Annotated in this window: 21 protein-coding genes; 10 read left to right on the forward strand and 11 right to left on the reverse strand. The window is 45.2% G+C overall.

The features are described 5' to 3' along the window. Positions 1-699: 699 nt before the first annotated feature. From FBF61_RS00995 to FBF61_RS01015, 5 genes are all read left to right on the forward strand, one after another. On the forward strand, positions 700-1,683 hold the full coding sequence (locus FBF61_RS00995) for a glycosyltransferase family 2 protein (RefSeq protein ID WP_138475303.1): 984 nt from the start codon (positions 700-702) through the stop codon (positions 1,681-1,683). A 113-nt stretch (positions 1,684-1,796) separates the two neighbouring features. After that, positions 1,797-3,623 carry an ABC transporter ATP-binding protein gene (locus tag FBF61_RS01000; protein WP_138475304.1) on the forward strand — a complete coding sequence of 609 codons (1,827 nt, stop codon included), beginning with the start codon at positions 1,797-1,799 and terminating at the stop codon, positions 3,621-3,623. Continuing rightward, positions 3,624-4,568 (forward strand): glycosyltransferase family 2 protein, encoded by a 945-nt coding sequence (locus tag FBF61_RS01005; RefSeq protein WP_138475305.1) that lies wholly within the window; start codon positions 3,624-3,626, stop codon positions 4,566-4,568. Next, positions 4,565-5,521 carry a glycosyltransferase family 2 protein gene (locus tag FBF61_RS01010; RefSeq protein ID WP_166444392.1) on the forward strand — a complete coding sequence of 319 codons (957 nt, stop codon included), beginning with the start codon at positions 4,565-4,567 and terminating at the stop codon, positions 5,519-5,521. The genes FBF61_RS01005 and FBF61_RS01010 overlap by 4 nt, the downstream gene beginning before the upstream one ends. A 1-nt stretch (position 5,522) precedes the next feature. Next, complete coding sequence (locus tag FBF61_RS01015; RefSeq protein ID WP_138475307.1) at positions 5,523-6,293, forward strand: glycosyltransferase family 2 protein; 771 nt, start codon at positions 5,523-5,525, stop codon at positions 6,291-6,293. Here the strand turns inward: FBF61_RS01015 and FBF61_RS01020 are convergent. Then, a complete protein-coding gene (locus FBF61_RS01020; RefSeq protein WP_138475308.1) occupies positions 6,286-7,185 on the reverse strand; it encodes a glycosyltransferase in 900 nt (299 codons plus the stop codon). The two genes, FBF61_RS01015 and FBF61_RS01020, sit on opposite strands and share 8 nt — an antisense overlap. 131 nt (positions 7,186-7,316) lie before the next feature. On the opposite strand from FBF61_RS01020, the gene FBF61_RS01025 reads away from it, so the two are divergent. From FBF61_RS01025 to FBF61_RS01035, 3 genes are all read left to right on the forward strand, one after another. Then, positions 7,317-9,275 carry a sialate O-acetylesterase gene (locus FBF61_RS01025; protein WP_138475309.1) on the forward strand — a complete coding sequence of 653 codons (1,959 nt, stop codon included), beginning with the start codon at positions 7,317-7,319 and terminating at the stop codon, positions 9,273-9,275. A 22-nt stretch (positions 9,276-9,297) separates the two neighbouring features. Continuing rightward, positions 9,298-9,759: an IS200/IS605 family transposase gene (gene tnpA, locus FBF61_RS01030; RefSeq protein ID WP_138475310.1), complete on the forward strand. Its 462-nt coding sequence runs from the start codon at positions 9,298-9,300 to the stop codon at positions 9,757-9,759. A 1,627-nt stretch (positions 9,760-11,386) separates the two neighbouring features. Beyond that, positions 11,387-13,507, forward strand: a complete 2,121-nt coding sequence (locus FBF61_RS01035; protein WP_138475311.1) for an outer membrane protein assembly factor BamB family protein — start codon at positions 11,387-11,389, stop codon at positions 13,505-13,507. 1 nt (position 13,508) lies between these two features. Here the strand turns inward: FBF61_RS01035 and FBF61_RS01040 are convergent, their stop codons facing one another. The 9 genes from FBF61_RS01040 to FBF61_RS01080 all read right to left on the reverse strand — a co-directional run bounded on the left by FBF61_RS01040 (position 13,509) and on the right by FBF61_RS01080 (position 21,639). After that, positions 13,509-14,462, reverse strand: a complete 954-nt coding sequence (locus FBF61_RS01040) for an aldo/keto reductase (RefSeq protein ID WP_229214869.1) — start codon at positions 14,460-14,462, stop codon at positions 13,509-13,511. A gap of 128 nt (positions 14,463-14,590) precedes the next feature. After that, positions 14,591-15,019, reverse strand: a complete 429-nt coding sequence (locus FBF61_RS01045) for a hypothetical protein (protein WP_138475312.1) — start codon at positions 15,017-15,019, stop codon at positions 14,591-14,593. A 131-nt stretch (positions 15,020-15,150) separates the two neighbouring features. After that, positions 15,151-15,513, reverse strand: coding sequence for a hypothetical protein (locus FBF61_RS01050; protein WP_138475313.1), 363 nt, complete (start codon positions 15,511-15,513; stop codon positions 15,151-15,153). Positions 15,514-15,643: 130 nt separating this feature from the next. Then, entirely contained in the window at positions 15,644-17,365 is a 1,722-nt protein-coding gene (locus FBF61_RS01055) for a PQQ-dependent sugar dehydrogenase (protein ID WP_138475314.1), read from the reverse strand. A 132-nt stretch (positions 17,366-17,497) separates the two neighbouring features. Continuing rightward, the gene (locus FBF61_RS01060) at positions 17,498-17,818 is read right to left on the reverse strand and encodes a hypothetical protein (protein WP_138475315.1); all 321 of its coding nucleotides are present in this window, start codon (positions 17,816-17,818) and stop codon (positions 17,498-17,500) included. Positions 17,819-18,015: 197 nt separating this feature from the next. Beyond that, a complete protein-coding gene (locus tag FBF61_RS01065; protein ID WP_138475316.1) occupies positions 18,016-18,315 on the reverse strand; it encodes a hypothetical protein in 300 nt (99 codons plus the stop codon). Between the two features lie 148 nt (positions 18,316-18,463). Further along, a complete protein-coding gene (locus tag FBF61_RS01070; RefSeq protein WP_138475317.1) occupies positions 18,464-19,249 on the reverse strand; it encodes an SDR family NAD(P)-dependent oxidoreductase in 786 nt (261 codons plus the stop codon). A gap of 8 nt (positions 19,250-19,257) precedes the next feature. Continuing rightward, positions 19,258-20,118, reverse strand: a complete 861-nt coding sequence (locus FBF61_RS01075) for an alpha/beta hydrolase (protein ID WP_138475318.1) — start codon at positions 20,116-20,118, stop codon at positions 19,258-19,260. A gap of 141 nt (positions 20,119-20,259) precedes the next feature. Continuing rightward, on the reverse strand, positions 20,260-21,639 hold the full coding sequence (locus FBF61_RS01080; RefSeq protein WP_138475319.1) for a Gfo/Idh/MocA family protein: 1,380 nt from the start codon (positions 21,637-21,639) through the stop codon (positions 20,260-20,262). Between the two features lie 156 nt (positions 21,640-21,795). Here FBF61_RS01080 and FBF61_RS01085 point away from each other — a divergent pair, with 156 nt between their 5' ends. Beyond that, on the forward strand, positions 21,796-22,281 hold the full coding sequence (locus tag FBF61_RS01085) for a DinB family protein (RefSeq protein ID WP_138475320.1): 486 nt from the start codon (positions 21,796-21,798) through the stop codon (positions 22,279-22,281). 6 nt (positions 22,282-22,287) lie between these two features. Here the strand turns inward: FBF61_RS01085 and FBF61_RS01090 are convergent, their stop codons facing one another. Then, a complete protein-coding gene (locus FBF61_RS01090) occupies positions 22,288-22,926 on the reverse strand; it encodes a 3-keto-disaccharide hydrolase (protein WP_138475321.1) in 639 nt (212 codons plus the stop codon). 188 nt (positions 22,927-23,114) lie between these two features. Here FBF61_RS01090 and FBF61_RS01095 point away from each other — a divergent pair, with 188 nt between their 5' ends. Continuing rightward, the gene (locus FBF61_RS01095) at positions 23,115-25,127 is read left to right on the forward strand and encodes a PAS domain-containing sensor histidine kinase (RefSeq protein WP_138475322.1); all 2,013 of its coding nucleotides are present in this window, start codon (positions 23,115-23,117) and stop codon (positions 25,125-25,127) included. Positions 25,128-25,144: the final 17 nt, after the last annotated feature.

The raw sequence follows: 25,144 nt of genomic DNA on the forward strand, positions 1-25,144 counted from the left end.
GTGAGTATTTTTTTTCTCATCGATGTATTTTTTTTACCCAAAAGAAATCCGTTATAGATGAATATGAAGGACTTCCGATCGACTCAGGTACTGATCAGGAGTTTTTCCCACAAATTCATCCCCCTCACTTCCAACCATTTTTTCATTCTGGGAGTCGTATAATGCAAGGCCTGATGAAGGATTTGACACCATCGAACCACAAAATCATTAATAATACTGGAATGACTGAATTATTGAAAAATTTAACTTGTTTGCAACACAGCCCGAATATTACTGGTATAATAACAAGCAATGGTACTAAAAGAACAAAGTTTTGGGAATATACAGGAATGGTCGGCGCTACAAATCAAAATCAGACTTAGAAGCTTCAAAATTTATTTATCCCCCCCTCTTCACTAAAAAAATAATTCGGGAAACGCTGGCGGGCGCCCTTAGAGTCAAATATGTTTTTCGGTTAGCAAAAAAGAATTAACCGGTTTAATGTAAAGCGTATATACACGATTCAGAGCAAGCGGATCCAGGAATAAATGGTTCAATTATTTTATACGCCAACAGCAACAGATTGCTGAAGGACAATGAAACATAAAAATCCGGCGTTTGAAAGGCTATCTACTTTCATTCACCCTTCAAAATTATAATTAACTAAAAACCTAGAGCTATTGGTAACACTATATACTCTACACTTAAAATGAATAATTGATGAAAAGTATTTCTGTTGTAATACCAAACTATAACGGCCAACATTTATTCGAAAAATACTTCGGCACTAATTATAAAATTCTCAACAGCCTTGGGACAAAAGTACAGATCATCGTGGTCGACGATGCTTCTACGGACGGTTCGGTTGCCTATCTTGAACAACACTATGGCGACACCGTTACCATTTTAAGAAAGGAGAAAAATTCGGGGTTTGCCCAGACCTGCAATCTGGGTATTGAACAAGCGACCAACGATCTGATCTTCCTTTTGAATACAGATGTAACGCTTGAAGAGGGTTATTTTGAAAAATTATATAAATACTTTGAGCTGGAAGATACCTTTGGTGTCATGGGCCGGATCATCGGAATGGACGACGATAATATTCTGGATGCTGCCAGATCGCCTAAAATTCTGGGCAGAAAGATCAAGCCAAGCAATTTTTTCTATCTCAAAGACTCTGACACACTTACCCCTACTTTCTATCTTTCCGGCGCGATAGCACTGATGGATACAAGGAAGCTGAAAGCCATCAATGGGTTCAATGAGATGTTCAATCCGTATTACGGAGAGGACCAGGAAATGTCGATCCGTGCCTGGAGACTGGGCTGGAAATGCTACTACGAGCACAATGCGGTTTGCCGTCACGAGGTTTCAGCCACTACCAAGGGACATAAGGATATCTATTCCGTAAAGAGGATTTATTTCAGGAACCGTTACTACATGCACCATCTGCACCTGCACGGAGTTGACCTGAACCTTTATCATATTCAGGTGATATTATGCGATGTGTTACCAAGTATCCTGACTCTTCAACTCTATAAAGCGCAGGCTTACGTGGATTTTCTTAAGAATATGAATGAACTTAAAAAGAAGAAAACCGCGTTTAAAACCCAGATGAAGATTCACAAATCGAACATCGGGATTATCGACGTGATCGAGACGATCAAGATCATGCTTAAGTACAAGCAGGTAATAAAATTATAGCCCTCGGGCTGCACATTCTGCCGATATACATTAATTTGCACCTTGAACCGGAAACCAACAGTTTCCGGCTATTTTACTTTCCGGCATATTGTGATTATGCCACTTTTAGATAAATGAAAACATACTTCCGATTATTATCTTTTGCTCAACCCATCACCAGATTTGCTATCCCTTATATCATTTTCACCGTTCTGGGGGTCATTTTTAACACACTGAATTTAGCGCTTCTGGCCCCCCTTCTCATGACGTTGTTCAATAACAACAAGGAAGGAACTGAAATCCTGGCCAAACCGGAAAACTGGCTGGACCCGCTCGGCTATTTCAACTATTATGCGCAACAGGCCAATATCATCTACGGTCCGCATGGCGCTTTAAAACTGGTTTGCGGTGTAATTGTCGGGTCTGTTCTGTTTTCAAATATTTTCAAATACTTTTCCCAGCGCGTGATGGAAAACCTGCGTATCCACACGCTGCTCAATCTTCGCAAAGCGGTTTTCAACAATGTCATGAACCTCCATGCGGGGTATTTCAGCAATCAGCGGAAGGGTGATATTATTTCAAAGATTGCATCAGATGTCCAGGTTGTTCAGTTTTCGGTAACAGGCACGCTTCAGGTCGTATTCAAAGAACCGCTGCAATTGCTGGCTTACATATTCATGTTATTTGCTACCTCGGTAAAGCTCACACTTTTTGCAATACTGGTAATTCCCATTTCCGCTTTTCTGATATCAAAAATCGTCAAAAGGCTCAAAGAACAGGCAACGTTGGCCCAGCATCTTTTCGGATTGATGATCAGTTATCTGGACGAAGCACTATCAGGGATCAAAATCATCAAGGCCTTCAACGCAACTGACGATATAAAGGATAAATTTCACCAGGAGAATGTAAGGTACTCGGACCTTGGCCGTAAAATGGCCCGCAGGCAGCAAATGAGCGCTCCGGTTTCAGAATTTCTGGGCGTTACCATGGTCGCCATCATTGTTCTTTACGGCGGATCTCTGATCCTCGACAACCAGTCTGATCTGAGTGTCGCCAAGTTTGTAGCTTACATTGCGCTGTTTTCGCAGGTTATGCGTCCAGCAAAAGCGCTGACCGACTCTTTCAGCACAATTCATGCCGGTATTGCTGCCGGTGAAAGAGTTTTGGAATTGATTGATGAAAAGCCTGAAATCACCGATGCCCCTGATGCTATCGAATTGAAAGAATTCAACGATTCGATCAAGCTCACCAATCTTTCCTTTGCGTATCCGTCGCGCCCTGTTCTGAAAGACATCAATCTTACAATACCGAAAGGCAGAACTGTTGCGCTGGTCGGGCCTTCCGGAGGTGGTAAATCCACATTAATGGACCTCCTTCCACGGTTCATAGATGCTCAGGAAGGTAGTGTAACCATCGATGGTATCAATATCAAAAAAATAAAACTGGAATCGCTTTGGTCTCTGTTCGGCGTCGTCAACCAGGAGTCCATGCTTTTTAATGATACGATCTTCAGCAACATAGCATTTGGCAGCCCTGACGCGACTTACGAGGAAGTCGAAGCTGCCGCAAGAGTAGCGAATGCCCATGACTTTATTATGAACACTGAAAACGGCTATGACAGCAATATCGGTGACAGGGGAATGAAGTTGTCTGGTGGTCAGAAACAACGTATTTGCATTGCAAGGGCTGTGTTGAAAAACCCTCCGATCATGCTGCTGGACGAAGCTACGTCTGCCCTGGATACTGAGTCGGAAAAACTGGTCCAGGAAGCATTGAACAATCTGATGAAAAACCGCACCTCGCTGGTTATAGCTCACAGATTGAGTACGATTCAGAAAGCGGACACGATCATTGTACTGGAAGACGGTGTTATTGTGGAACAAGGCAATCACCTCGAACTTATTGCTCACGAAGGGCTCTACAGAAGGTTGGTGGATATGCAGCAGTTTACCGAAGAATAAATGAAAAGTACGCAGCTGCACAAGCCGTTGATATCCATTGCAATGTGTACGTACAATGGCCGTGAGTTCTTAGAGGAGCAACTGGATTCCATTGTTTCTCAAACCCTGGCGGAGTGGGAAATAATCATCGTGGACGACTGCTCTTCGGATGAAACCCGGACTATTCTGAACGCCTATGCTGAGCGGGACGTACGATTCAAAGTGTATTCCAATGATCAGAACCTGGGTTACAACAAAAATTTTGAAAAAGCGCTTCAACTGTGCCAGGGGACATTCATCGCCATCTGCGATCAGGATGACATCTGGCGAAAAGACAAACTTGAAGTTCAGTTCAATGCAATCGGGGATAATCAGCTGATTTACCATGATTCCGAATTTATCAACCAATCCGGAGCACCATTGGATTACAGGATGTCAGATAAGTTCAATTTTTACAGGGGCAGCGATCCGGAGGTCTTTTTGTATTTCAATTGCGTGTCGGGCCATAGCATTATGCTGAAAAGTGTAGTAGTGAAAGCTGCGTTGCCCTTTCCGGAGGATTTTCATTACGATCAGTGGCTGGCTTACAACGCCACGCTCCTGGGTTCTATAGATTTTGTGAATCAACCACTCGTACGATACCGACAGCATCAAAATAATAAAACAGATGTACTTGCATTACGCTCGGTTTCCAAAAGCGCAGACAGGAAAATTGTAGAATTACGTAAAGAAAGCGAGTGGTTGTTGCTTTGTTCCGAAAAAGCAACCGGTAAAAGTAAGTACCTGATTACCAAACTATATAACCTGAGCCTGCTGAGAAACAAGTCGTTTGCAAGCGTCGCCTATGGAATGGTCATCTGGGCAAACAAGGACACACTGCTTAGGTTATTAAAAAAATCAACGATAAGTAAGTTCTTCTTCACCCTTAGAAAAATATGGGGAAGCCAGGCAAAAAAACTGATATGAATAAACTGGTCAGCATTATTATCCCTACTTACAATTACGGTTTTATTATTGAGGAAACCCTGAATAATCTTCTGGAACAATCTTACCAGAATTGGGAAGCGATTATTATTGATGACGGATCGCCGGACAATACCGGTGAGGTGGTTAAAAAATTCGTAAAAACGGATAGCAGAATAAGTTACGTTGTACAGCCCAACAGCGGCGTTTCCGTAGCCCGTAACCATGGCTTTAAAAAATCCAAAGGTGAATACATTCAATTTCTGGATGCGGACGATCTGCTCAGTAAGGACAAGTTAATGCTTCAGATCGCTTTTCTGGAAGCAAATCCGGAGGTCGATATTGCATACACAGATCACCTGTACTTTGAAACGGAAAGGCCCGATGTGACTTACCCGGACTACGAAATGAACCATCATAACTGGCTTCCTAAAATCAACGCAAAAGGCTATGAGGCAGTTAACACGTTGATATACTCCAATATTGCAGTCGTGAGCAGTCCTGTATTGAGGCGGGCAATCGTAGAAAAAGTAAAGGGTTTCCCCGAACTCAGTAACTACACGGAGGATTGGGAATTCTGGTTCCTATGTGCTATTTACGGGGCGCACTATTGTTTTTTTGATAACGATGCCGCCAGAACACTGATCAGGATACACCACAAGAATACGAGCAAGAATATCCAGATCATGCAGGCGGGAGAACTGCAGTTCCGTAAAAGGATCGTGAAAGCCGTTCAGGACTCCCCGGTTTTATCCGACCCTGAAAAAGAGAAATTATTGGAACGAAATGCAGCCAGCACCCAGAAGCTGTATAAGTATATGATGTACCACGCCAATTTACTGGATTTGAGCCAATTGAAGATTCTACATAGCCTGACCAGTACTAAAACATTCATTTCTTATTACTTCAAATCTTTGAATTTTAAAAGAAAAAACCTTTTCAAAAAGAGCCGGTAAGATGGTTGAAAATACGGATAGCAAGCCAATTGACATTGATGTGATCATTCTCAGTTATGCGCGAAATGAAGATTTACAGAAAGTAACACTCAACGCGCTCGAAAGTCTTGAAAATTCGGAAGATCCTGGGAAAGTCAGGTTTCATGCAGTGGTAATTGAATCAAATAAAGAGCTAAAACCTTACCAGTACCCTTTTTCAAAAACCGTATACCCGTGGCAACGATTTGGTTATCACAGATATATGAACATAGGTATAGGAATGACCCGGAGCAAATATATCTGTATTGCCAATAATGACCTTATTTTTCACAAAGGCTGGGCGACTGAGATACTGAATGCTTTTTCGCATGATCCTGAACTGCAAAGCGTGTCGCCGGCTTGCAGCATTCACCACCCTGAGCACGGCACTACCCTAAATAGCGGACTGCATTATGGTTACGAGGTCAGGAAAGAACTGGTAGGCTGGTGCATCCTGTTCAAAAGGGATATGCTGAAAATTACAGGAAAACTGGATCCCGCATTCAAATTCTGGTTTGCAGACAACGACTACGCCAATACTTTGGAAAAATACAAACTCAAACATGCGCTGGTCACGTCATCTGTTGTGGATCATCTGGAAAGTCGCACTTTGAAAACAAAAAGCACAAAAGAACAATTGGAACTTACCAGCCGCGAACGTTTCTACTACGAGTATAAATGGCAGGGGCGCAGCTATTTATCCTACCTCAACAACATCCGGAAATTCTATAAAAACCTCCGCAAGATCAGGTGATCGGATCGCCCTTTTTCATTTTTAACAACCTGACCATCAATTTGTACGGAAAAGAAAGGCTAGCAATCCGGGAGTGCCGGGTACTCCATATTAATTTCAAAAGTTCCCATTTGGAGTAATAGTCATCATTGAGACTTTGCTGTAGAAAAACCTCCAGCGCATGGCGTTCGATCCTTTTTAAATGAGATTCGGGGATCTTGGCAACATTGATTGGTAAAACTGCGGCCCATTTCTGATGGACTTTCAAAATTTCATCCATCCAGACTTTATTGAAATTACCTTCGGAAAAATGCTTTAAGAGGATCTCAAATGTTACGGCAGCCTCAAATTCGCCGCTGATCGAAATCCCGAAGTCGAGATCATAGCCATGAAATTTCCGAAGCAACTTTTGATCAAAAGGATACTTCAGCGCTACTTTCCTGGAAGTACAAAACCAGCAGCCGTCTACACACGCGACTCTGCTCAATAGTTCGTCTCCCGGATTGCGGCAATCCTTCATGTCCGGCTTGCCGGTATGCTTGTAGCCTTGAACCAGGTTACAATAAAACCCGCCGTTTTCCTGCAAATGATAATTGTACCAACTCGCCGGCGCCAACGATTTGTAACCTCCGCCAGCAATTCCGAGCAGGCCAAGCTTTTCATTATTTGCAAAAATATCCAGAACCTTCTTCCCCCAATTGTCCGTCAGCATTTCTATATCCTCATGCATGAAACACAGCATGTCAAATTTAGCCTGCCGGGTACCTTCATTATAGATTTCGCAGATCCCCTTTTGGGCAGCGCTGTTGTCAAAACCCAGAATTTCATGAGGTACGCCAATAGTCCTTTCAATATTCTTTTTAACCAGTGACAAATCCTTGGCATTGGCAGAGCAGATAATGACAGATAGCATTCAGTGTATTTGAAAATAAATATTAGCCGAAATAATTACCAAAAGCGGCATGCAGCTGATACAAAGTTAGCCCATTAAGTAGAATCTGCACATCTTTGACATTTATAAACATATCAACCTGCCTGACCCTTATGAAACGCTTTTTCTTCGTATTTCTTCTTGTAATCGTAAACACGTCTCTTTTTGCACAGGTAAAATTTGCCAGGCTCTTCTCCGATCATGTAGTACTCCAACGCCAGAAACCGGTTCCGGTATGGGGCTGGGCAAAACCCGGGGAAAAGGTAAAGATTACACTGGCAACCCAAACCCTGAACGCGAAAGCAGATACCGAAGGGAAGTGGAGCGTTAAATTTGCGCCGCTCGAAGCAGGAGGACCATACACGCTTTCAGTAAGTGCCCGCTCTGGAAATGCGACAGTAAACGATGTACTGATCGGGGAAGTATGGCTCTGCTCGGGTCAGTCAAACATGGAATGGCCGGTTTCTGCCGCGAACAATTTCCAGCAGGAAAAACAAAATGCCAATTTCCCGCAGATCCGTCACTTCAAAGTAGAACATCATGTCACGCTCACACCAGAAAAGGATCTGAATGCAGGTGAATGGAAAATAGCCTCTGCCGAAACGGTAGGGGGATTTACGGCAATCGGCTTTTTTTTCGCGCGGGAGTTATACCAAAAACTGAATATCCCGGTCGGGATACTTCACTCATCCTGGGGAGGATCTCAAATTGAGGGCTGGATCAGCAAAGAAGCGATGCTGACGAACGATGAACTTAAATCTTATGCACAGAACCTGCCACAGACCTGGGAAGAAGCAGACCTGATTATGGACGCCAAGCTTAGGAAACAACTATTTAAAAACACATCTTATACCCCAACAGGCGAAGATGAGCAAAAATACCTCAGTGGTTCAGCTGATTTTTCAGACTGGCAAAAAACCGCCGATCCGATCGGACAATGGGACTGGAAAGGCTTGATGGGATTTCGGGGAAAGGGTTATATGGCACGTGAAATCGATATTCCGGCTGACATGGTTTCTAAGGAAACGATCCTTTCGCTCGCAGAAAATGACAGTCCAAACCAGATCTATATCAACGGGAAGCTGGTGAATGAGGTATCCGTAAAAGGAGCCAAAAAAATCACTATTCCCGCCAATACATGGAAAACCGGAAAAAATGTCCTTGTTATCAAACTGGGAAATATGGTTGGCAACGCATGGTTCGGCCCCGGCTTTGCCGGTTCCGCCAATGATCTTTTTGTTTCAGAGGGTTCTCAGAAAATCAGTCTGGCCAAAGACTGGATGCTCATGCCTTCATTTGCTGAAAAGCACGAGTTCGCCCATTTGATGAACAATGTAGGCACTTCCATTTTCAACGCGATGATTGTCCCGCTCATACCTTTTGCAGTGCGCGGAATGCTTTGGTATCAGGGTGAAAGCAATGCCGGGAGGGCTTATCAGTACCGTCAGTCCTTTCCGTTGATGATCAACGACTGGCGTAAATTGTGGAATGACGAATTCTCATTTTACTGGGTACAGCTTTCCAGTTTCGGGGCTGAAAACAACAGCAACACCGGAAGCAGATGGGGAGAGCTGCGCGAAGCCCAGAATATGACCCTGAGCCTGCCTAAAACAGGCATGGCCGTAAGCACCGACGTGGGAAATCCCAAAGATATCCACCCGACCAACAAGCAGGACGTCGCACACAGACTTGCCACAAATGCCCTTAAACTCGATTACGGACAAAATATCCCCTATGCATCCCCGCTTTACGACAAAGCTCAGTTTCAGGACGGAAAGGCAGTTGTTTCTTTTAAACATGCTGAAAACGGACTAGCGGTGAAAGACCGTTACGGGTATCTGAAAGGTTTCGAAATCGCGGGCGATGATAAGGTATTTTACTATGCCAAAGCAGAAATATCAGGCAATACCGTAGTAGTTTCACATCCGAAAGTAACCCGGCCAACGGCTGTGAGATATGCATGGTCAGACGCGCCGGAGGATGCAAACCTGTACAGCACAGACGGTTTCCCAGCAAGTGCATTCCGTACCGACAGTTGGCCGGGCTTGACGGTATCGAACAAATTTGAGTAAATGACTTCAACTAACACACACTATGCCAGGTACTTATTCTCAGGTTTACGTCCAGGTTGTATTCGCCGTCAAAGGAAGACAGAACCTGATCGCGAAAGAATGGAGGGATGAATTGTATAAATATATCGCCGGGATAATAAGTGGGAAAGGGCAAAAGCCCATTATTGTAAATGGCGTTGCAGATCATGTACATATTTTTATCGGATTGAGACCAGCGACAGCGATTTCAGATCTGGTTAGGGATATAAAGAACAATTCGTCCAACTTCATTAATAACAGCAAATTTGTTCAGGGGCATTTTTCATGGCAAGAAGGATTTGGTGCGTTTTCATACAGTCACTCTCAAATTGATTTAGTTTACAAATACATTCTGAACCAGGAGCAGCATCATCAGAAAAAGACCTTCCGGGAAGAGTATCTGGATATGCTTAACAAATATGGAATTGAATACCAGGAAAAATATCTTTTCGAATGGATTGAATGATTAAAAGACGCAAAAAATTGAGAATAGTTGTGAGAAAATAATGTCATCCCGTCGGAATTGTACGAAGTTCATTTCAAGAATAGTTTTCAATCCCGAAGGGCTGGCATTTTTATAGAAAGGACAGAATAGAACGATGCAAAACCCGGAACGGGTTATATGATTTGACATAGCATTGTGCAGGCATAATGTCATCCCGTCGGGATTCTAATTTCGGATCAACGTTATTCAGCTATAAAAATTTCATCCCTTCGGGATTGGACGAAGTTAATTTTCAGCATAGTTTTCAAGCCCGAAGGGCTGGCATTTTTATAGAAACAACGGTAAGACAACGATGCAAAACCCGGAACGGGTGATATGATTTGAAATAGCATTGCGCAGGCATAATGTCATCCCGTCGGGATTCTAATTCGGATCAACGTTATTCGGCTATAAAAATTTCATCCCTTCGGGATTAGGCGAAGTTCATTTCAAGAATAGTTTTCAAGCCCGAAGGGCTGCCATTTTTATAGAAACAACGGTAAGACAACGATGCAAAACCCGGAACGGGTGATATGATTTAGCTAGCATTACCCAGGCATAATGTCATCCCGTCGGGATTCTAATTTCGGATCAACGTTATTCGGCTATAAAAATTTCATCCCGTCGGGATTGGACGAAGTTCATTTCAAGAATAGTTTTCAAGCCCGAAGGGCTGGCACTTTTATAGAAAGGACAGAATAGAACCGATGCAAAACCCGGAACGGGTGATATGATTTTAGCTAGCATTACCCAGATATAATGCCATCCCGTCGGGATTCTAATTTCGGATCAACGTTATTCGGCTATAAAAATTTCATCCCTTCGGGATTGGGCTAGGCATTCAAAGATTAATTTTAAGCCCGAAGGGCTGCCATTTTTATAGAAACAACGGTAAAAAAACGATACAAAACCCGGAACGGGTGACATGATTTGAAACAGCATTGTGCAGGCATAATGTCATCCCGTCGGGATTCTAATTTCGGATCAACGTTATTCGGCTATAAAAATTTCATCCCTTCGGGATTGGGCTAGGCATTCGAAGAATAGTTTTCAAGCCCGAAGGGCTGGCATTTTTATAGAAACAACGGTAAGACAACGATACAAAACCCGGAACGGGTGACATGATTTAATATATTGTCACGCATGAATAATGTCATCCCTTCGGGATTCTAATTTCGGATCAAGGTTATTCGGCTATAAAAATTTCATCCCTTCTGGATTGGGCTAGGCATTCAAAGAATAATTTCAAGCCCGAAGGGCTGCCATTTTTATAGAAAGGACAGAATAGAACCGATACAAAACCCGGAACGGGTGACATGATTTAGCTAGCATTACCCAGATATAATGTCATCCCGTCGGAATTTAATTCTAAATCTCGTTATTTACAGCTATAAAAATTTCATCCCTTCGGGATTGGGCTATGCATTCGAAGAATAGTTTTCAAGCCCGAAGGGCTGGCATTTTTATAGAAACAACGGTAAGACAACGATACAAAACCCGGAACGGGTGACATGATTTTAGCCAACATTGTGCAGGTATCACAACCCGGAACTGGTGATATGCCAAATTATAAAACTCAAAAAACCTTAATTATTCGAAAATACCCCTTATGCCAAAATCTCTGCTAACCTGCGTTCTTGTCTGCACAGTTGCCTTAATTGCCGCCAGGCAGCTTGCACAAGAAGATAAACCTGTCAAAAATACCGAATGGACTGAATACCTCGGCGGCCCCGACCGTAACCATTATTCTACCCTCACGCAGATCAATAAAGGCAATGTAAAAAATCTGAAAGTAGCCTGGACATATTCTATGCCGGACTCAGGGCAGACACAGGCAAACCCGATTATCGTAGACGGCGTTCTGTACGGCGTAACTCCGGCAGTACAGGCTTTTGCGCTGGACGCCGCGACCGGTAAACAAATCTGGCTTTTTGGCGATAAATCGAAAAACGGATCCAATACCAGCCGCGGCGTTTCCTATTGGAGCGACGGTGCTGACAAAAGGATCATGCACGCGATGGGCTCATTTTTATATGCGCTCGACGCCAAAACAGGGAAGGTTATTGAAACATTTGGCGATCATGGAAAGATAGATTTGCATACGGGTTTACCTGAAATCGCCAAAAACAAATATATGGTCTCCAACACACCCGGAACGATATTCGAGGACCTGATCATTATGCCGTTAAGACTATCGGAAGACTCCGACGCCGCGCCGGGCGACCTGAGAGCTTTCAATGTACGTACCGGAAAACTGGAATGGACTTTCCACACGATCCCGTACCCCGGTGAATTCGGTTATGAAACCTTTCCTCCAGATGCATACAAAAATACGTTTACCGGCGCAGCCAACAACTGGTCCGGAACTGCTATCGATCGTAAACGTGGAATACTATACGTACCTACTGGATCAGCTGGTTATGATTTTTACGGGGCCAAACGAAAAGGCCAGAATCTTTTTGCAAACTCCTTGCTGGCCTTGGACGCACGTACAGGAAAGCGGTTATGGCACTATCAAACCATGCACCATGACTTGTGGGACCGCGACCTGCCTGCCCCTCCCAACCTGATCACCGTGAAGCATAACGGGAAAAGCATAGATGCTGTCGCTCAGGTTAGCAAGCAGGGTTATGTATTTATTTTTGACAGGGTGAGCGGCAAACCACTGTTCCCTATCAAAGAAGTAGCTGCCCCTAAATCTGCCCTAACAGGTGAATTCCCATGGCCGACACAGCCTGTGCCGGGAAAACCAGCCACCTTCGCACGCCAGGCCTATACCCTGACAGAAAAAGATATCAGTGTTTATGCGCCGGATCGTGATTCATTGGTTTATAAATTCAAAAAATATAAAAAAGAACTTTTTGCTGCACCGAGCAAGGAAGGAACCGTCATTTTACCGGGATTTGATGGCGGTGCTGAATGGGGCGGCGCAGGTGCTGATCCCGAAAAAGGCATTTTGTATGTAAACAGCAACGAAATGGCGTGGATACTGACGATGAAAGACACTCCGAAAGAAAGTGAACTCTCAACGCTCAGTCCGGGCGGAAAAGTATACACGACCTATTGCGTCACCTGCCACGGGCCCCAGCGGAAAGGCAATGCCAAGAGCGGGTACCCTTCGCTGGTTGACTTAGGAACACGCCGGGACCGGCCATTCGTGCATCAGATCGTTACATCCGGAAAAGGAATGATGCCAGGTTTCACCATGCTGACGGCCGACGAAAAGCAGGCGTTGATTTCATTTTTGTTCGGAGATGAAAAAGTTGAGGCGGTGTCCGCAGTTCCTGCGTCCAAAAAAATCTATCTTCCGTATCAGAGCACTGGTTACAACAAATTCCTGGATAGCCAGGGGCTTCCGGCAATAGCTCCTCCATGGGGCACATTGAATGCAATTGATCTCAACACCGGAGAATTTTTATGGAAGATTCCTTTTGGGGAAGTGGAGTCGCTGAGAGCAAAAGGAGTACCCGCAACAGGTACCGAAAACTACGGCGGCCCCGTGGTGACCGCCAGCGGGCTGCTTTTTATTGCCGCTACCAAAGACGGAAAATTCCGCGTGTTCGATAAAGACAATGGCAAATTGCTTTGGGAAACCATGCTTCCGGCAGCTGGGTTTGCGACGCCTTCAACTTACGAAGTAAATGGGAAACAATATGTAGTGATTGCCTGCGGCGGTACCAAGCTGGGTACCAAAAAAGGCAACCAGTATGTGGCATTCGCTTTGGAATAGTTCAGGATAATTTCGTGATCCATTCAACCATTTTCTTTCTTCCGGCCTGATCGGGTAACCGGCCCAAACCGGCCCTCAGGTTGTCGGTAAGATGCTTAACGTCCGAAGTGCCGGGAATAACGCAGGTTACGGCCTCGTTCCCTAATATGTATTTCAGGAAAAGCTGCGCCCAGCTGCTGATGTCATAATCTGCTGCCCAGGCAGGGAGGTCTTTGCCTTTTACAGCCCTGAAAAGGGCCCCCTGCTCGAAAGGCTCATTGATAATCACAGCCACTCCGTTATCCCTTGCTGCATTCAGCAAGCTCTTCTCTGCATTTCTTGAACGTATGGAGTAATTGAACTGAACAAAATCAACTGCTTTCGACTTGACGATTTCTTCCAGTCGCGCATGTGCAGAATCAGTATAATGGGTAATACCGATATATCTGATCCGCCCCTGAGATTTCCAGTCTCTCAGTGTTTTGAGATGGGTTTGCCAATCCTGCAGATTATGTATTTGCATCAGATCCATGGTTTTACGACCCATTTTCTGGAGAGATTCATTCATCTGATCAATACCGGCCTGCTTTCCCGTTGTCCAAACTTTGGTAGCCAGGAAAAATTGATCGTTCAGTTTCAAATCTCTGGTAAGATCGCCGATTACCTGCTCTGCTCTCCCGTACATAGGGGAAGCATCGATCACTTTGCCACCCAGTTCATTCATTTTTTGAACGACTTCCTTTAAAGAGGCCCGTTCGCCGGCGGAAGCTCCTACATCGAACTGCTGCCACGAACCCAATCCTACCGCTGGTATTTTTTCGCCGGTTGCAGGAATTGCTCTTTGTAAAATCATTTTATCAGGTTTTTTTGCAAACGAATCCAGCGAATTCAACGCCACTGCGCCACCGGCAACGCCCATGGTCTTTAAAATTTCTCTTCTTGAAAATACAGGATTCATAAGCTTATGAGACGCCATTTTTGACTTTTTCAAAGCCAATTTACGGAACAAATGTCAAAGCAGCCGGTTTGTTTTCCTAAAAAATAAAAGGAGCCTGGTCAACGACCAGGCCCCTTATTCAAAACTGTTCACCAAATCTCGTTAATCTATTTTGTTTCAATTGTTACATTCACCTTATAGTCTTCCAGCTTTGGCGCTACACTGGAAATCGGATAAGGATTTACTTCGCTAACTTTCAGCTCGTAATTTTTTCCGTTTAGACTAAATGCCTTGATGCCGGAATTTTTACCGTCCCCGGAAAAGGTAACGTCAACATCAGCGGAGCTAGACCCGTCGGTAACACTGAATTTAATTTGGGCACTTCCCATTTGAACGCATATTACGTCTTTGGGGCAGCGGCTGTCTGTCAGTTCCCTGAGATCTACTTTCAGGTCTACACCGGAAATCGCAACGGTAGTGGCCTGCCGGTAAGGCACAATAGCCGTCTTAATTTCAGCTTCCGGTGTTGCTTCTTCCTTTTTGTCGCAGGCCATTGCCGCAACCCAGATCATGGCAAGTAAAATCGTTTTTTTCATGGAATAGTGTTTTTTTAGACTTGAATTAAAAGAAACAATCGACTTACAAAAGGTTGTAATCTTGAAGAAATTAGTTCGCAAAATCCTATTTTTCAGAAGCCGCATCCTTATGGCATAAAATGCGGTTTATACTATACTTCAAAAGGCAGATCATAGTCCTTGATAACAGGCTTTGAAGTCCGTGTCTTTACGATAATCCTGGCTTTCAGAGGACTGCCGAGCACGAGGTAGTTTTTGACATATTGATCATCGTAAAACACCCAGGATTCATTTTCCAGGAAGTAAGTTTCAAGTCCTTCTTTGTTTGCTCTGTAAGCCCATTGTTCTACTATTCCAGGCTCATAATTGATCGTCCGGCCCATACAGGAGACCTGTACGCCAGGCTGCGCACTATTGCCAAGCTCCGTGCAGCTTTCCACAACGACGCCGATTGCAGAGTTGTCTTCGAGGTCCTTTACATACCACTGTTCAATGACGGTTTTTACGTTTGCCATTTTTTGAATTTGTTTATTTGTTTCAACCATTTGACACAGTTCGCAAATAAACAATTACCTCCATATTGGAGGCGGGCAAATTACCTTACGGCCTTAGATATATTATCAAAGGGCGAAGTCAGCAGCGGGGTTATTGATTTCCCGAAAAACCGGCTTTACTGATCCGTCGGATCCTGCCGTCACTTTTGGTCATCACATACATTTCTTTTGTAAAGCCGTCATATTCTATCCTTACGTCTACCCGTTCCGAACCGGACATTTTACGGAGGCTGGTTTCGTTTCCGTTTTGGACGATCATCATCTCATGCACCGTAGAGTCGGACAGAGCCTTGTTGATGTTGACATAAAAAATACGCCCGTTGACGATATCGCCAAAAATATATTTGTCTTTCAGTGCATCAATTTTTCCTTCATACACATAGCCGCCACTGATCGCATTCCCGTCGATATGATCATATAATGCGAAGGGTTTGACCGTTTTTGCTGTCTCTGCACCAGGCAGTTTGTATACATTTTTCAGATCTTTCGGCGAAATCCCGTAGTTGCCTTCCTGTACATTCCATCCGTAATCGCCCCCCTTTTGTATAATATTGATTTCTTCAAAATTGGATTCTCCGACTTCAGTGCTGAACATTGTTTTTCCATTTGTCATGTGCCAGGACATTCTGTGAGGGTTCCTAAACCCGTATGCGTAAATCTCCTTCCGGACCAAAGGGTCTGTATCGTTTACGAAAGGATTGTCTGCCGGGATTCCATACCGGCCATTTTTGCTGTTATTTCCCAATGGATCAATACGGATAATCGTACCCAGCAGGGAGTTTTTCGAGTGGCACAACTCAGGATGTTTGCCAATCGTCGATCCGCCGTCGCCGGTGCCTATGTATAGCATTCCGTAATCCTTATCGTTTTTCGACAGCCCCGGCACAAAACCGATATCCTGCGTACCGTGCACATTTCCAGGCACATTAATACGGACTAACTCCCGTCTTTCACCCTTGAATACCGGACTTTGAACATCAATATTTTTCCATTCCGAAACCACCCATTGCAGGAACACCTTTACTGAATCAGCATATTCGTAATCTGCTTTTTTGCCTTTAAATGCCTCCGTGTGGGTAAGGTAGATTAAACCATTATTCAGATAGTCTGGATGAAAGGCAAAACTTCCCAGGCCGGTACCTAACCCCGGTTCATTGATATAATTTTCTACCAATGGCCTGATATCCAGAAAAGTATTCACTTGTCCATTTTCGATACGATGAATAATTCCACGCTGGTCACTCACATATAGTGTACCATCGCCTGAGGGATGTGGCCGCATATTGGCGATCCTTGTTCGGGGCATCTTATCGCTTGATGGAGGAATCAGAACAAAATCTTCGAGCTCTATCTGCAAGCCTGATTTGGTCACCGGCGCAGCGAGTCTGGGAGCTATAGTTACCTCTTTCTTAACAATTAATGGCTTAATACCGTGAACTTTGGTTTCATCCTCAATATAGCCGAGGATCGCATTGATCTCTTCTTTCTTAAGAAAATCGAAAGGTGGCATGATCAGTTTGTAGCGTCGGCTCAGACTTACCGCCCGTTCATCACCTGCCTCAATGAATTTTCCCGGATTGGTGATAAAACTTGTTAACACATCTTTGGACAGCAGGCTGGTAATCCCTCCGAGCGGCGGCCCGATACCATCATCCTGCAATGCATGGCAGGACACACAGTTTGTCGTAAAAAGTTCTTTTCCATTCAGGGCAGCAGCGGTGCCTTGGCTCAATTTAGCTTTTTTGTTTGCGGCACAGCCCGCGAAACCAATCAGTAGGATCAGGAAAAAAGGGTAGCGTAAAATTCGGAACATTCAGTGTCGAATAAGTCTTTTTTAGAGTTTCAGGCAATGTTAAGGATAAAATTTCTATGAAAAAACGGATGATTATATAATAAAAAAAGCCGGAATATTTCCGGCTCTTCATTTGGATGTGGGAAGGTTTCGTTATCCTACATTATTTCCATCTTTATCAAGTTTCACCCGGGCACTTTCACTGCCTTTGGCTACTTGCAATTCGTAATATTGTGACTTGTCTTCTCCCGTCACGAGGAAAGCCTTGGTAACTTTCCATCCTGAGAACTCTTCACCTTTGATGGTTTTTTTGATCCCTTCGGGGAGATCTTCCGGTTTAACCGCTACCTTTTCCTGTTTCGTAACAGCGAAAGCCGTCGTCTCTGTTTTTCTGTTCTCACCTGCTGTGCTCGTCTGAACGGAAGCGAAGGATATCATTGTCAGGGCCAGGGCCGATACTATTAGCTTTTTCATGATCTGTGTTATTTTTCAATGTTTGACTTTAACAGTTTTGCGTCTGTCATTACAGAAGCATTGATGTTTAAAGAACTAACATCATTATGCCAAAACACATAATACATTGATTATTAATAGGTTATAAAAACAAACCTCTTTTCATTGTGTCTATTGAAATCCACGTTTTGTGGGTTTTGTCTTCAAAAACAGCATGATCAGTTCAACACATTTCCGTCTTTATCGACCTTGATGCGCGTCTGCTCATCGGTTTTCCGGACCACCAGCTCGTAGTATTGAGAGTTGTCTTCATTGGTGATCAGAAATGCTTCCGTAATCGTCCAGCCTGTGTACGATTTTGCGTTCATAGTGTTTTTAACTTTTTCCGGAAGATCATCAAGCTCGACTGCGACCCGCTCCTGCGACTGGCAGATATGAGATGGTACTGCGAAGGCTGTTTCGGTCAAAAAACATGTGCCGAAAGTCAATGCCAGTAAGAATGTGATGCGGTTTTTCATAATATTTTGGAATTAAATCTGGATGTATAAATCTTCATGTCTGATGATCTAAAAGCATGCCGGATGTTGACCGAAGTAATGTCAGAAAGAAAATATCGTCTGTCAGATTGTGTAAGCCAGAAGATAGTGCATCTAAATATTTCAAAAATCACTTGGCCGTCCAGCCGCCGTCAACCGTCACTACCGACCCAACCATGTAGCTGGCTGCGCTGCTGGATAGAAAAATGGCCGCGCCCTGGATTTCCCGGAGGTTTGCCCATCGTTTTAACGCGGTGGCCCCGAGGATAATGTTCCTTGCATCGTCGCTTTCTGCGATAGGGATGTTCATTTCAGTCAAAAACGGCCCCGGGCAAATAGCATTGACCATAATATTAAAAGGTGCAAGTTCCAGTCCGAGTGCCCGGGTCATTTGCACTACGGCACCTTTGCTGGCCGTGTAGGGGGTTCTGTCCGCAAGACCAACCAGCCCAAGGGTACTGGCCAGGTTGATGATCCGCCCGCTGCCGCTCTTTTTCATGTAGGGAATTACAGCCCTGGACGCGAGCCAGGTGCCGTTTACATTTACCTCCATCACTTTGGTAAAATCCTCATAAGCGAGCTGGTCGATCGGCCCGCGGATATTGATCCCGGCACTATTGATCAGGATATCTATTTTACCAAATGTTTCCATAGCAAACCTCGCCATATCTTCCGTTTGGCGCATACTGGTGATGTCGGCTGCATAGGAAATCACCCGCGTCCCGAAGGCCTCACTAAGCTCAGTTGCACTTTTTTCGCCTTCTGCGGCATTACGGTTGACGAGGATAACGTCCGCCCCCGCAGAAGCCAGTCCAGCCGCTATCGCAAACCCCAGGCCTTTGGAGCCCCCTGTAATGACGGCCGCTTTACCGGTGAGGTCGAAAAGCTTAATCCCCGGAAGTAATTCTTGAAGCATCGAAAAAATCAGTACTGGTGAAATGCCTGGGATACAAATTCCAATACGACAGGAAGCGACTGCCGCCAATAGGTCCAGTTATGCGCCCCGTCCCTGATGCGGAATTCATGAGGAATTTCCTTTTTTCTCATCGCAATGTGAACAAGGCTGTTTCCTTCAAACAAAAAATCGTCATCGCCGCAATCTATAAACCAGCGTACTGCTTTTTTCTGTGCATCGGGCATGTTATTCACCAATGCCAGCGCGCTGTGCCTACTGTAATAATTGGCAACTACTGTATCCTGAACATCCGGATTATTTCTCAACAGGTTCTTTTTAGCATCTTCCAGGGTGATAGGACCGGTGGAAGCACTGAGCGGACATGCCGACGAAAACAGCTCAGGATGGTGCAAGGCATACATAAAGCTCCCTCCCCCTCCCATCGACAGACCGGCGATAGCCCGATATCTTTTTTCGCCTTTGATACGGTATTTCTTTTCCACGAAAGGCATCAGTTCCTGAAAGAAAAAGTCTTCGTAAGGCCAGTCGCCCTTCACATCGTTAAAATATCCCCGGCGTCCGGTATCGGCATCGGGCATGACAATGATCATCGGCGTTGCAGTGCCTTCTCTGATCGCCTTGTCGGCAATATTTAGAACCTCCCCGAACTGTACCCAGCCTGTATGGTTGTCCCCGGCTCCGTGCAAAAGATATAGTACCGGATAGCTTCTTTCGGACGTGGCATAATCGGGCGGAAGGTATATTGCAAACTTCCTTTCCGATTTCAGCAGTTTGCTCGGAAGAGACACGTTATCAAGTACTTTTCCGGTCTGCGCAAAAAGAGTCGCCGCGCAGAAACAAGCAAGCAGGGTAAATGTTATTCTTTTCATGAAGCAATTTTGGTTGTTCGGATGTTCGTACTAACTTCCAAAAGTAACTTCCTGCTGCGCTATACCCTTGTATGCCACGAATGCACAAATTTGCACGAAGGCAATTCGTGTTTATCCGTGCATTCGTGGCAATAATAGATGTTATTTCTTCTTCATTTTCATCGAAACCGGATCCCAGTTGATGACCTTTTTTTCAAAATAACTTTCATTACATGCAAGAACCGGAGCCGCAGCCCGGAAACCGAAAACCGGATCTTCGACTGTTCCCAGACTTCCTTTTTTGATGTTTTCAAAGAAATCCCGGAAATGGTTGGCATGCGCATCGTCCTCTTTGGGAGCTTCAAATTTCACTTCTTTTACCGGCTCAGCTTTTCGCGTATCTTCCGGATACTGGGCGTCGTACTGTTTTTTAAATTCTTTTTGTTCGCGCTCGGAAAAAGTATTATAGCTGTCATAACCCCCGTAACCCGGCGCTTTCGGCAGTTTTTTTTGGGTAAGGATCAAATTATTTTCGGTAAACTCGATCTGTCCTTCTGTACCGATGATCCGCGTGTTATTGGCGATCGCCCCTGCATTGGCGAAGTTCACCCGGAGCACCATCTGGAAGTTGGCATGAATATCCGTTTTGGGATAGTCAAGAATAGACACCAGTACGTCCGGTACGTCACGCCCGTCTTTCCAGTAGCTTAGCTCCCCCGATGAAAATATACGTTCTGGCCCAAGTGAATTGGTTACGAAGTGGACACCTGTAATCAAATGCACAAAAAGGTCGCCGGCAACACCGGTACCATAGTCCCGGTAGTTTCTCCATCTGAAAAAGCGTTTTGCATCAAACGGCACTTTTGGCGCATCACCCAGGTATGCGTCCCAGTCAAGAGTGGTGACAGAAGCATCGGTCGGGATCGAATAATTCCAGGCGCCTATCGAGTTGAAACGGTCATTATTGGATTCTACATAATTGATCTCCCCGATATCTCCCGCTTGCAGAAGCCTTTTTGCTTCCCTGAAGGAAGCAGAACTGATCCGCTGGCTGCCGATCTGCATCGTTTTTCCTGATTTTTTCCATGCATCGATCACCGAAAGGCCTTCATTGATATGATGCACCATCGGTTTTTCACAATATACATGTTTTCCTGCCTGCAGAGATGCCTTGGTAATGTGGTCATGCCAGTGATCCGGAGTTACGACAAGCACCGCGTCGATATCCTTTCTTTCCAGAACCTGCCGGTAGTCACGGGTAGTAAAAATATCCTTTCCAAAAACCTCTTTTACACGTGTGAGCCGACCATCGTACAAATCTGCGGCTGCAACAAATTCCACATCCGGGGAACTGCGCAAAGCGGCTTTTGTATCCTGGTGTCCCTGGATGCCCATTCCGATTGTAGCAAAACGGATTTTATCGTTAGGACTGATTTTTTTCAGGTCCCGTATGATGTTAAACGGCTTTGCAATACTTTCGGTAGCTACGAGCGCAGAGGCCGCAGTGACATTTCTAAGAAAATTCCTTCGGGTCGGATTCATCGGAAGTTGTGACTAAGAGTGATGTAACATATTGAATTCTCTAAAATAAGGAATAAATGCAGACCTTGGCAACAGCCCGCAAATAAGTGCATTCCGAAGCCTGAATGATTATATTTTTTCCAAAAGATTTATTAAAACTTATTGTCCGTTACCGATATGAAAACAGACCAGGAGAAGAAATTAGTCAGCGAATTGATAGTCCTGATTGAGAAAGGAAATGCCCACGTGACATTTGACGAAGCCATAGCAGAACTGCCCGCGAACCAACGCACAGTTGTGCCCGAAAACCTACCATACAGCATCTGGCAGCTCGTGGAGCACCTGCGGATCAGCCAGAAGGACATTGTGGATTTTTCGGCATCCGACCGGTTTGAAGCCCTGGTCTGGCCGGACGATTACTGGCCGAAGAAAGTCGCAGATCATGTCAGTGACGAAACATGGGAAACCTCTCTGGAACAGATCCGGGATGACCGGAACCGTTTTTTTGATCTGCTCAGGGACGACAAAAATGATATCTTCAAAGCATTTCAGTGGGGCGACGGACAGTCGCTGCTGCGCGAGGCCCTGCTGATCGCAGACCACAATTCCTACCATACCGCAGAAATTGTGGTCGTGCGCAGGCTGCTGAAAAGCTGGCGTTAGGAGTCTTTACAGTTCCTCGATCGTAATATCCTTGTAAGCAACGAGCGCCTTGCCTCCGCCATGGATCTGCATGCCTATCACGCCGCTTTGTGGAATGCTTTTGTCAGGTTCGGTATAATCTACTGTTTGTTTCCCGTTCAGCCAGATCTGGATGTGGCCTTTGTCGCTTTTTACTTCATAGTCATTCCAGTCGCCGGGTTTCAGTATGCCCGCGACCATGGCTGAATCGGGAGCTACGAGCGTTTTGTTTCTTCTTGACTCGTCATATAAGCTCGCCCAATAGCCGTCCCCAAGGTCAGCCTGATAGCCGACCATTTCATAGGAAGGATCTTTGGACCTCACACTATTGAATTGTACGCCCGTATTGATAAAACCCTCGGTCCCGCTGAGTTTGAATTTCAGTTTCAGCAGAAAGTCGGAATAGGTTTTTGTTGTACAGAGGAAATTGTTGTGCGGAACAGTTTCTTCCAGCGATCCTCCGGTAATGGCACCGTCAACGATCTGCCAGGTTTTGAGGGTGTCTCCTTCCCACCCGGTAAAGTCTTTGCCGTTAAAAATGGAGACCGACTTTGTTTCGTTTGCGGATTTGCAACCCGATAAAAATAAAACTATGACTAAAAAAAGGACTATCTGCGCTTTTATCATAACTTAAACCGTTTTGATTGTGTACTACTTTTACCCGAAACTCTTGTTAAGATCAAAAGACCCCGACCCACATACTTTACTATTGCCGGTGAAACAGACAGTCACCCGTTTTTCATTAATATCCGTATTTTTAGAAGGAGTATTTTCCTGTTCCGGTTATTTCCAGAAAAATAAAGCAGAAAGTTATAATGATTGACGCGATTAACAGCCACGATGACAACCTGCTTGTCGCCATTGAAAGGTTCGAACTTGTTGCGAAAGCCACGCGTGATGTGATCTGGGACTGGGACCTTGTAAACGGTACCGTCTGGTGGAACAGCGGTATGGAACTGATTTTTGGCTACGCCATCGGAGATGTGGGCACCGGCCCTGAATCCTGGTTCGACAGGATCCATCCCGACGACCAGGAGCAAGTGGTCAAAAGTATCCATGATGTCATTGATCAGGGAGGCACCAATTGGGCCGATTTCTACCGTTTCCGCCGCGCCGACGGTACTTATGCCAAAGTTCACGACCGGGGTTATGCGATTCGGACGGACGGTAAGGCTGTCAGGATGGTTGGCTCTATGATCGATGTTACGGAACAGCTGAGATTGCAGGAAGCGAACAGAGAAAGTGAAGAAAACCTCAAATTCGCAATGCAAGCCGCCCAGCTCGGTGCCTGGAACCTTGACCCCATCGGGCAGACCGTGCACTGGGACGACCGGTGCCGTGAACTGTACGGTTTCCCATCCAAAAATGAACTCAGATACGAAAATCTTGTAAAGTTTATCCACCCCGGAGATAGGGACCGCATGATGACTGCGGTGAGAGATGCCCTGGATCCTGCTATCAGGAGTACCTATGACATCCGGTACCGGACCGTAGGAGCCAGCGATAAAAAACTGAGATGGCTGCATTGCAGAGGACAGGCTTATTTTGATAACCAGGGAAAAGCCTACCGTTTTTCAGGTATTTCAAGGGACATTACGGATGAAGTCGATAACCGTGAAAAAGTGCTCTGGGCTGATCAGCAAGCCGCTATGACCCTTGAAGAATCAGGGGCCGGCTCGTTTCATGTCAAACTGGAAACAGATGAACTGATTTATACCCCGGTAATGGCCCAGATCATCACCGGACGGGAAAGCAGCAAAGTAACCAGGGACGTTTTCATTCGCCATATTCACCCTGATGATGCTGCTCTTCGGTTACAGGCTTATCAAAAAGCCGAGACGACAGGCCAGCTCAGATATGAGGCACGCTTTATATGGGAAGATAATTCTGTTCACTGGATCAGGGCGATTGGCCGCTACCTCTATGACAGCTCCGGAAAGGCGGTGTCACTGTCCGGGCTTGTGATGGATATAACCGATCGGATCGAGTCCGAACAAAGATTAAAAACTGGTGAAGAGCGTTATCGCCAGCTGGCTGAGGAACTGGAACAACGGGTCAGCCAACGGACAGAAGAACTGCGCCAGGCAAATCAGGAGCTGATCAGTTCCAATAACAATTTGCAGCAGTTTGCCTACGCGGCCAGTCACGACATGAAAGAGCCCCTTCGGAAGATCCAGTCATTCAGTTCCCGTTTACAAACAATTTACGGCAAGGAATTTGATGACAACGGCACCTTCATGCTCAACCGCATCCAGGATGCTTCCAGCAGAATGTCCCTGATGATCGACGATCTGCTGGCTTATTCAAGGCTTACCGCAGAGATGAACTTCGAGCCTGTCTCTCTCGATGAGCTCCTGGCAAGCGTACTCGCTGACCTGGAAATATCCATTCAGGAACAAAACGCAGAAATCACTTCGGACCCCTTACCGGAGATATGGGGAAATGCAGGTCAGCTGGCGCAGCTGATACAAAACCTGCTGACCAATGCCATCAAATACAGGCGACCCGATGAGTCGCCGAAGATCAGGATAACTGCTTCTGATGTAAACGAAAATGAAAAAAGATCCCTGCCAGCGCTTATCTCCGACCACCCCTACGTAAGGCTTGAAATATCAGATAATGGAATCGGATTTGACGAAAAATACATTGAGAGGATTTTCCAGATGTTCCAGCGTCTGCACGGAAGAGGCGAATTTTCCGGTTCCGGGATCGGACTGGCGATCTGTAAAAAGGTTGTTCAAAATCATCACGGCTACATTTCTGCCAAAAGCATCCAAGGTGAGGGCTCCACTTTTGTAGTATATCTCCCGGCGGTCCGGCAGGAATGACGTTGCTGGTCCGTATG

This window comes from Dyadobacter bucti, from assembly GCF_005869225.1.
GTDB classification, from domain to species: Bacteria; Bacteroidota; Bacteroidia; order Cytophagales; family Spirosomataceae; genus Dyadobacter; species Dyadobacter bucti.

Coding starts and splice junctions, on each gene's coding strand:
- FBF61_RS01085 (WP_138475320.1), top strand. CDS start 21,796: ATGAAAACAGACCAGGAGAAGAAATTAGTCAGCGAATTGATAGTCCTG.
- FBF61_RS01005 (WP_138475305.1), top strand. CDS start 3,624: ATGAAAAGTACGCAGCTGCACAAGCCGTTGATATCCATTGCAATGTGT.
- FBF61_RS01000 (WP_138475304.1), top strand. CDS start 1,797: ATGAAAACATACTTCCGATTATTATCTTTTGCTCAACCCATCACCAGA.
- FBF61_RS01075 (WP_138475318.1), bottom strand. CDS start 20,118: ATGAAAAGAATAACATTTACCCTGCTTGCTTGTTTCTGCGCGGCGACT.
- FBF61_RS01090 (WP_138475321.1), bottom strand. CDS start 22,926: ATGATAAAAGCGCAGATAGTCCTTTTTTTAGTCATAGTTTTATTTTTA.
- FBF61_RS01070 (WP_138475317.1), bottom strand. CDS start 19,249: ATGCTTCAAGAATTACTTCCGGGGATTAAGCTTTTCGACCTCACCGGT.
- FBF61_RS01045 (WP_138475312.1), bottom strand. CDS start 15,019: ATGAAAAAAACGATTTTACTTGCCATGATCTGGGTTGCGGCAATGGCC.
- FBF61_RS01065 (WP_138475316.1), bottom strand. CDS start 18,315: ATGAAAAACCGCATCACATTCTTACTGGCATTGACTTTCGGCACATGT.
- FBF61_RS00995 (WP_138475303.1), top strand. CDS start 700: ATGAAAAGTATTTCTGTTGTAATACCAAACTATAACGGCCAACATTTA.
- tnpA (WP_138475310.1), top strand. CDS start 9,298: ATGCCAGGTACTTATTCTCAGGTTTACGTCCAGGTTGTATTCGCCGTC.
- FBF61_RS01060 (WP_138475315.1), bottom strand. CDS start 17,818: ATGAAAAAGCTAATAGTATCGGCCCTGGCCCTGACAATGATATCCTTC.
- FBF61_RS01050 (WP_138475313.1), bottom strand. CDS start 15,513: ATGGCAAACGTAAAAACCGTCATTGAACAGTGGTATGTAAAGGACCTC.
- FBF61_RS01035 (WP_138475311.1), top strand. CDS start 11,387: ATGCCAAAATCTCTGCTAACCTGCGTTCTTGTCTGCACAGTTGCCTTA.
- FBF61_RS01055 (WP_138475314.1), bottom strand. CDS start 17,365: ATGTTCCGAATTTTACGCTACCCTTTTTTCCTGATCCTACTGATTGGT.
- FBF61_RS01020 (WP_138475308.1), bottom strand. CDS start 7,185: ATGCTATCTGTCATTATCTGCTCTGCCAATGCCAAGGATTTGTCACTG.
- FBF61_RS01040 (WP_229214869.1), bottom strand. CDS start 14,462: ATGGCGTCTCATAAGCTTATGAATCCTGTATTTTCAAGAAGAGAAATT.
- FBF61_RS01010 (WP_166444392.1), top strand. CDS start 4,565: ATGAATAAACTGGTCAGCATTATTATCCCTACTTACAATTACGGTTTT.
- FBF61_RS01095 (WP_138475322.1), top strand. CDS start 23,115: ATGATTGACGCGATTAACAGCCACGATGACAACCTGCTTGTCGCCATT.
- FBF61_RS01080 (WP_138475319.1), bottom strand. CDS start 21,639: ATGAATCCGACCCGAAGGAATTTTCTTAGAAATGTCACTGCGGCCTCT.
- FBF61_RS01025 (WP_138475309.1), top strand. CDS start 7,317: ATGAAACGCTTTTTCTTCGTATTTCTTCTTGTAATCGTAAACACGTCT.
- FBF61_RS01015 (WP_138475307.1), top strand. CDS start 5,523: ATGGTTGAAAATACGGATAGCAAGCCAATTGACATTGATGTGATCATT.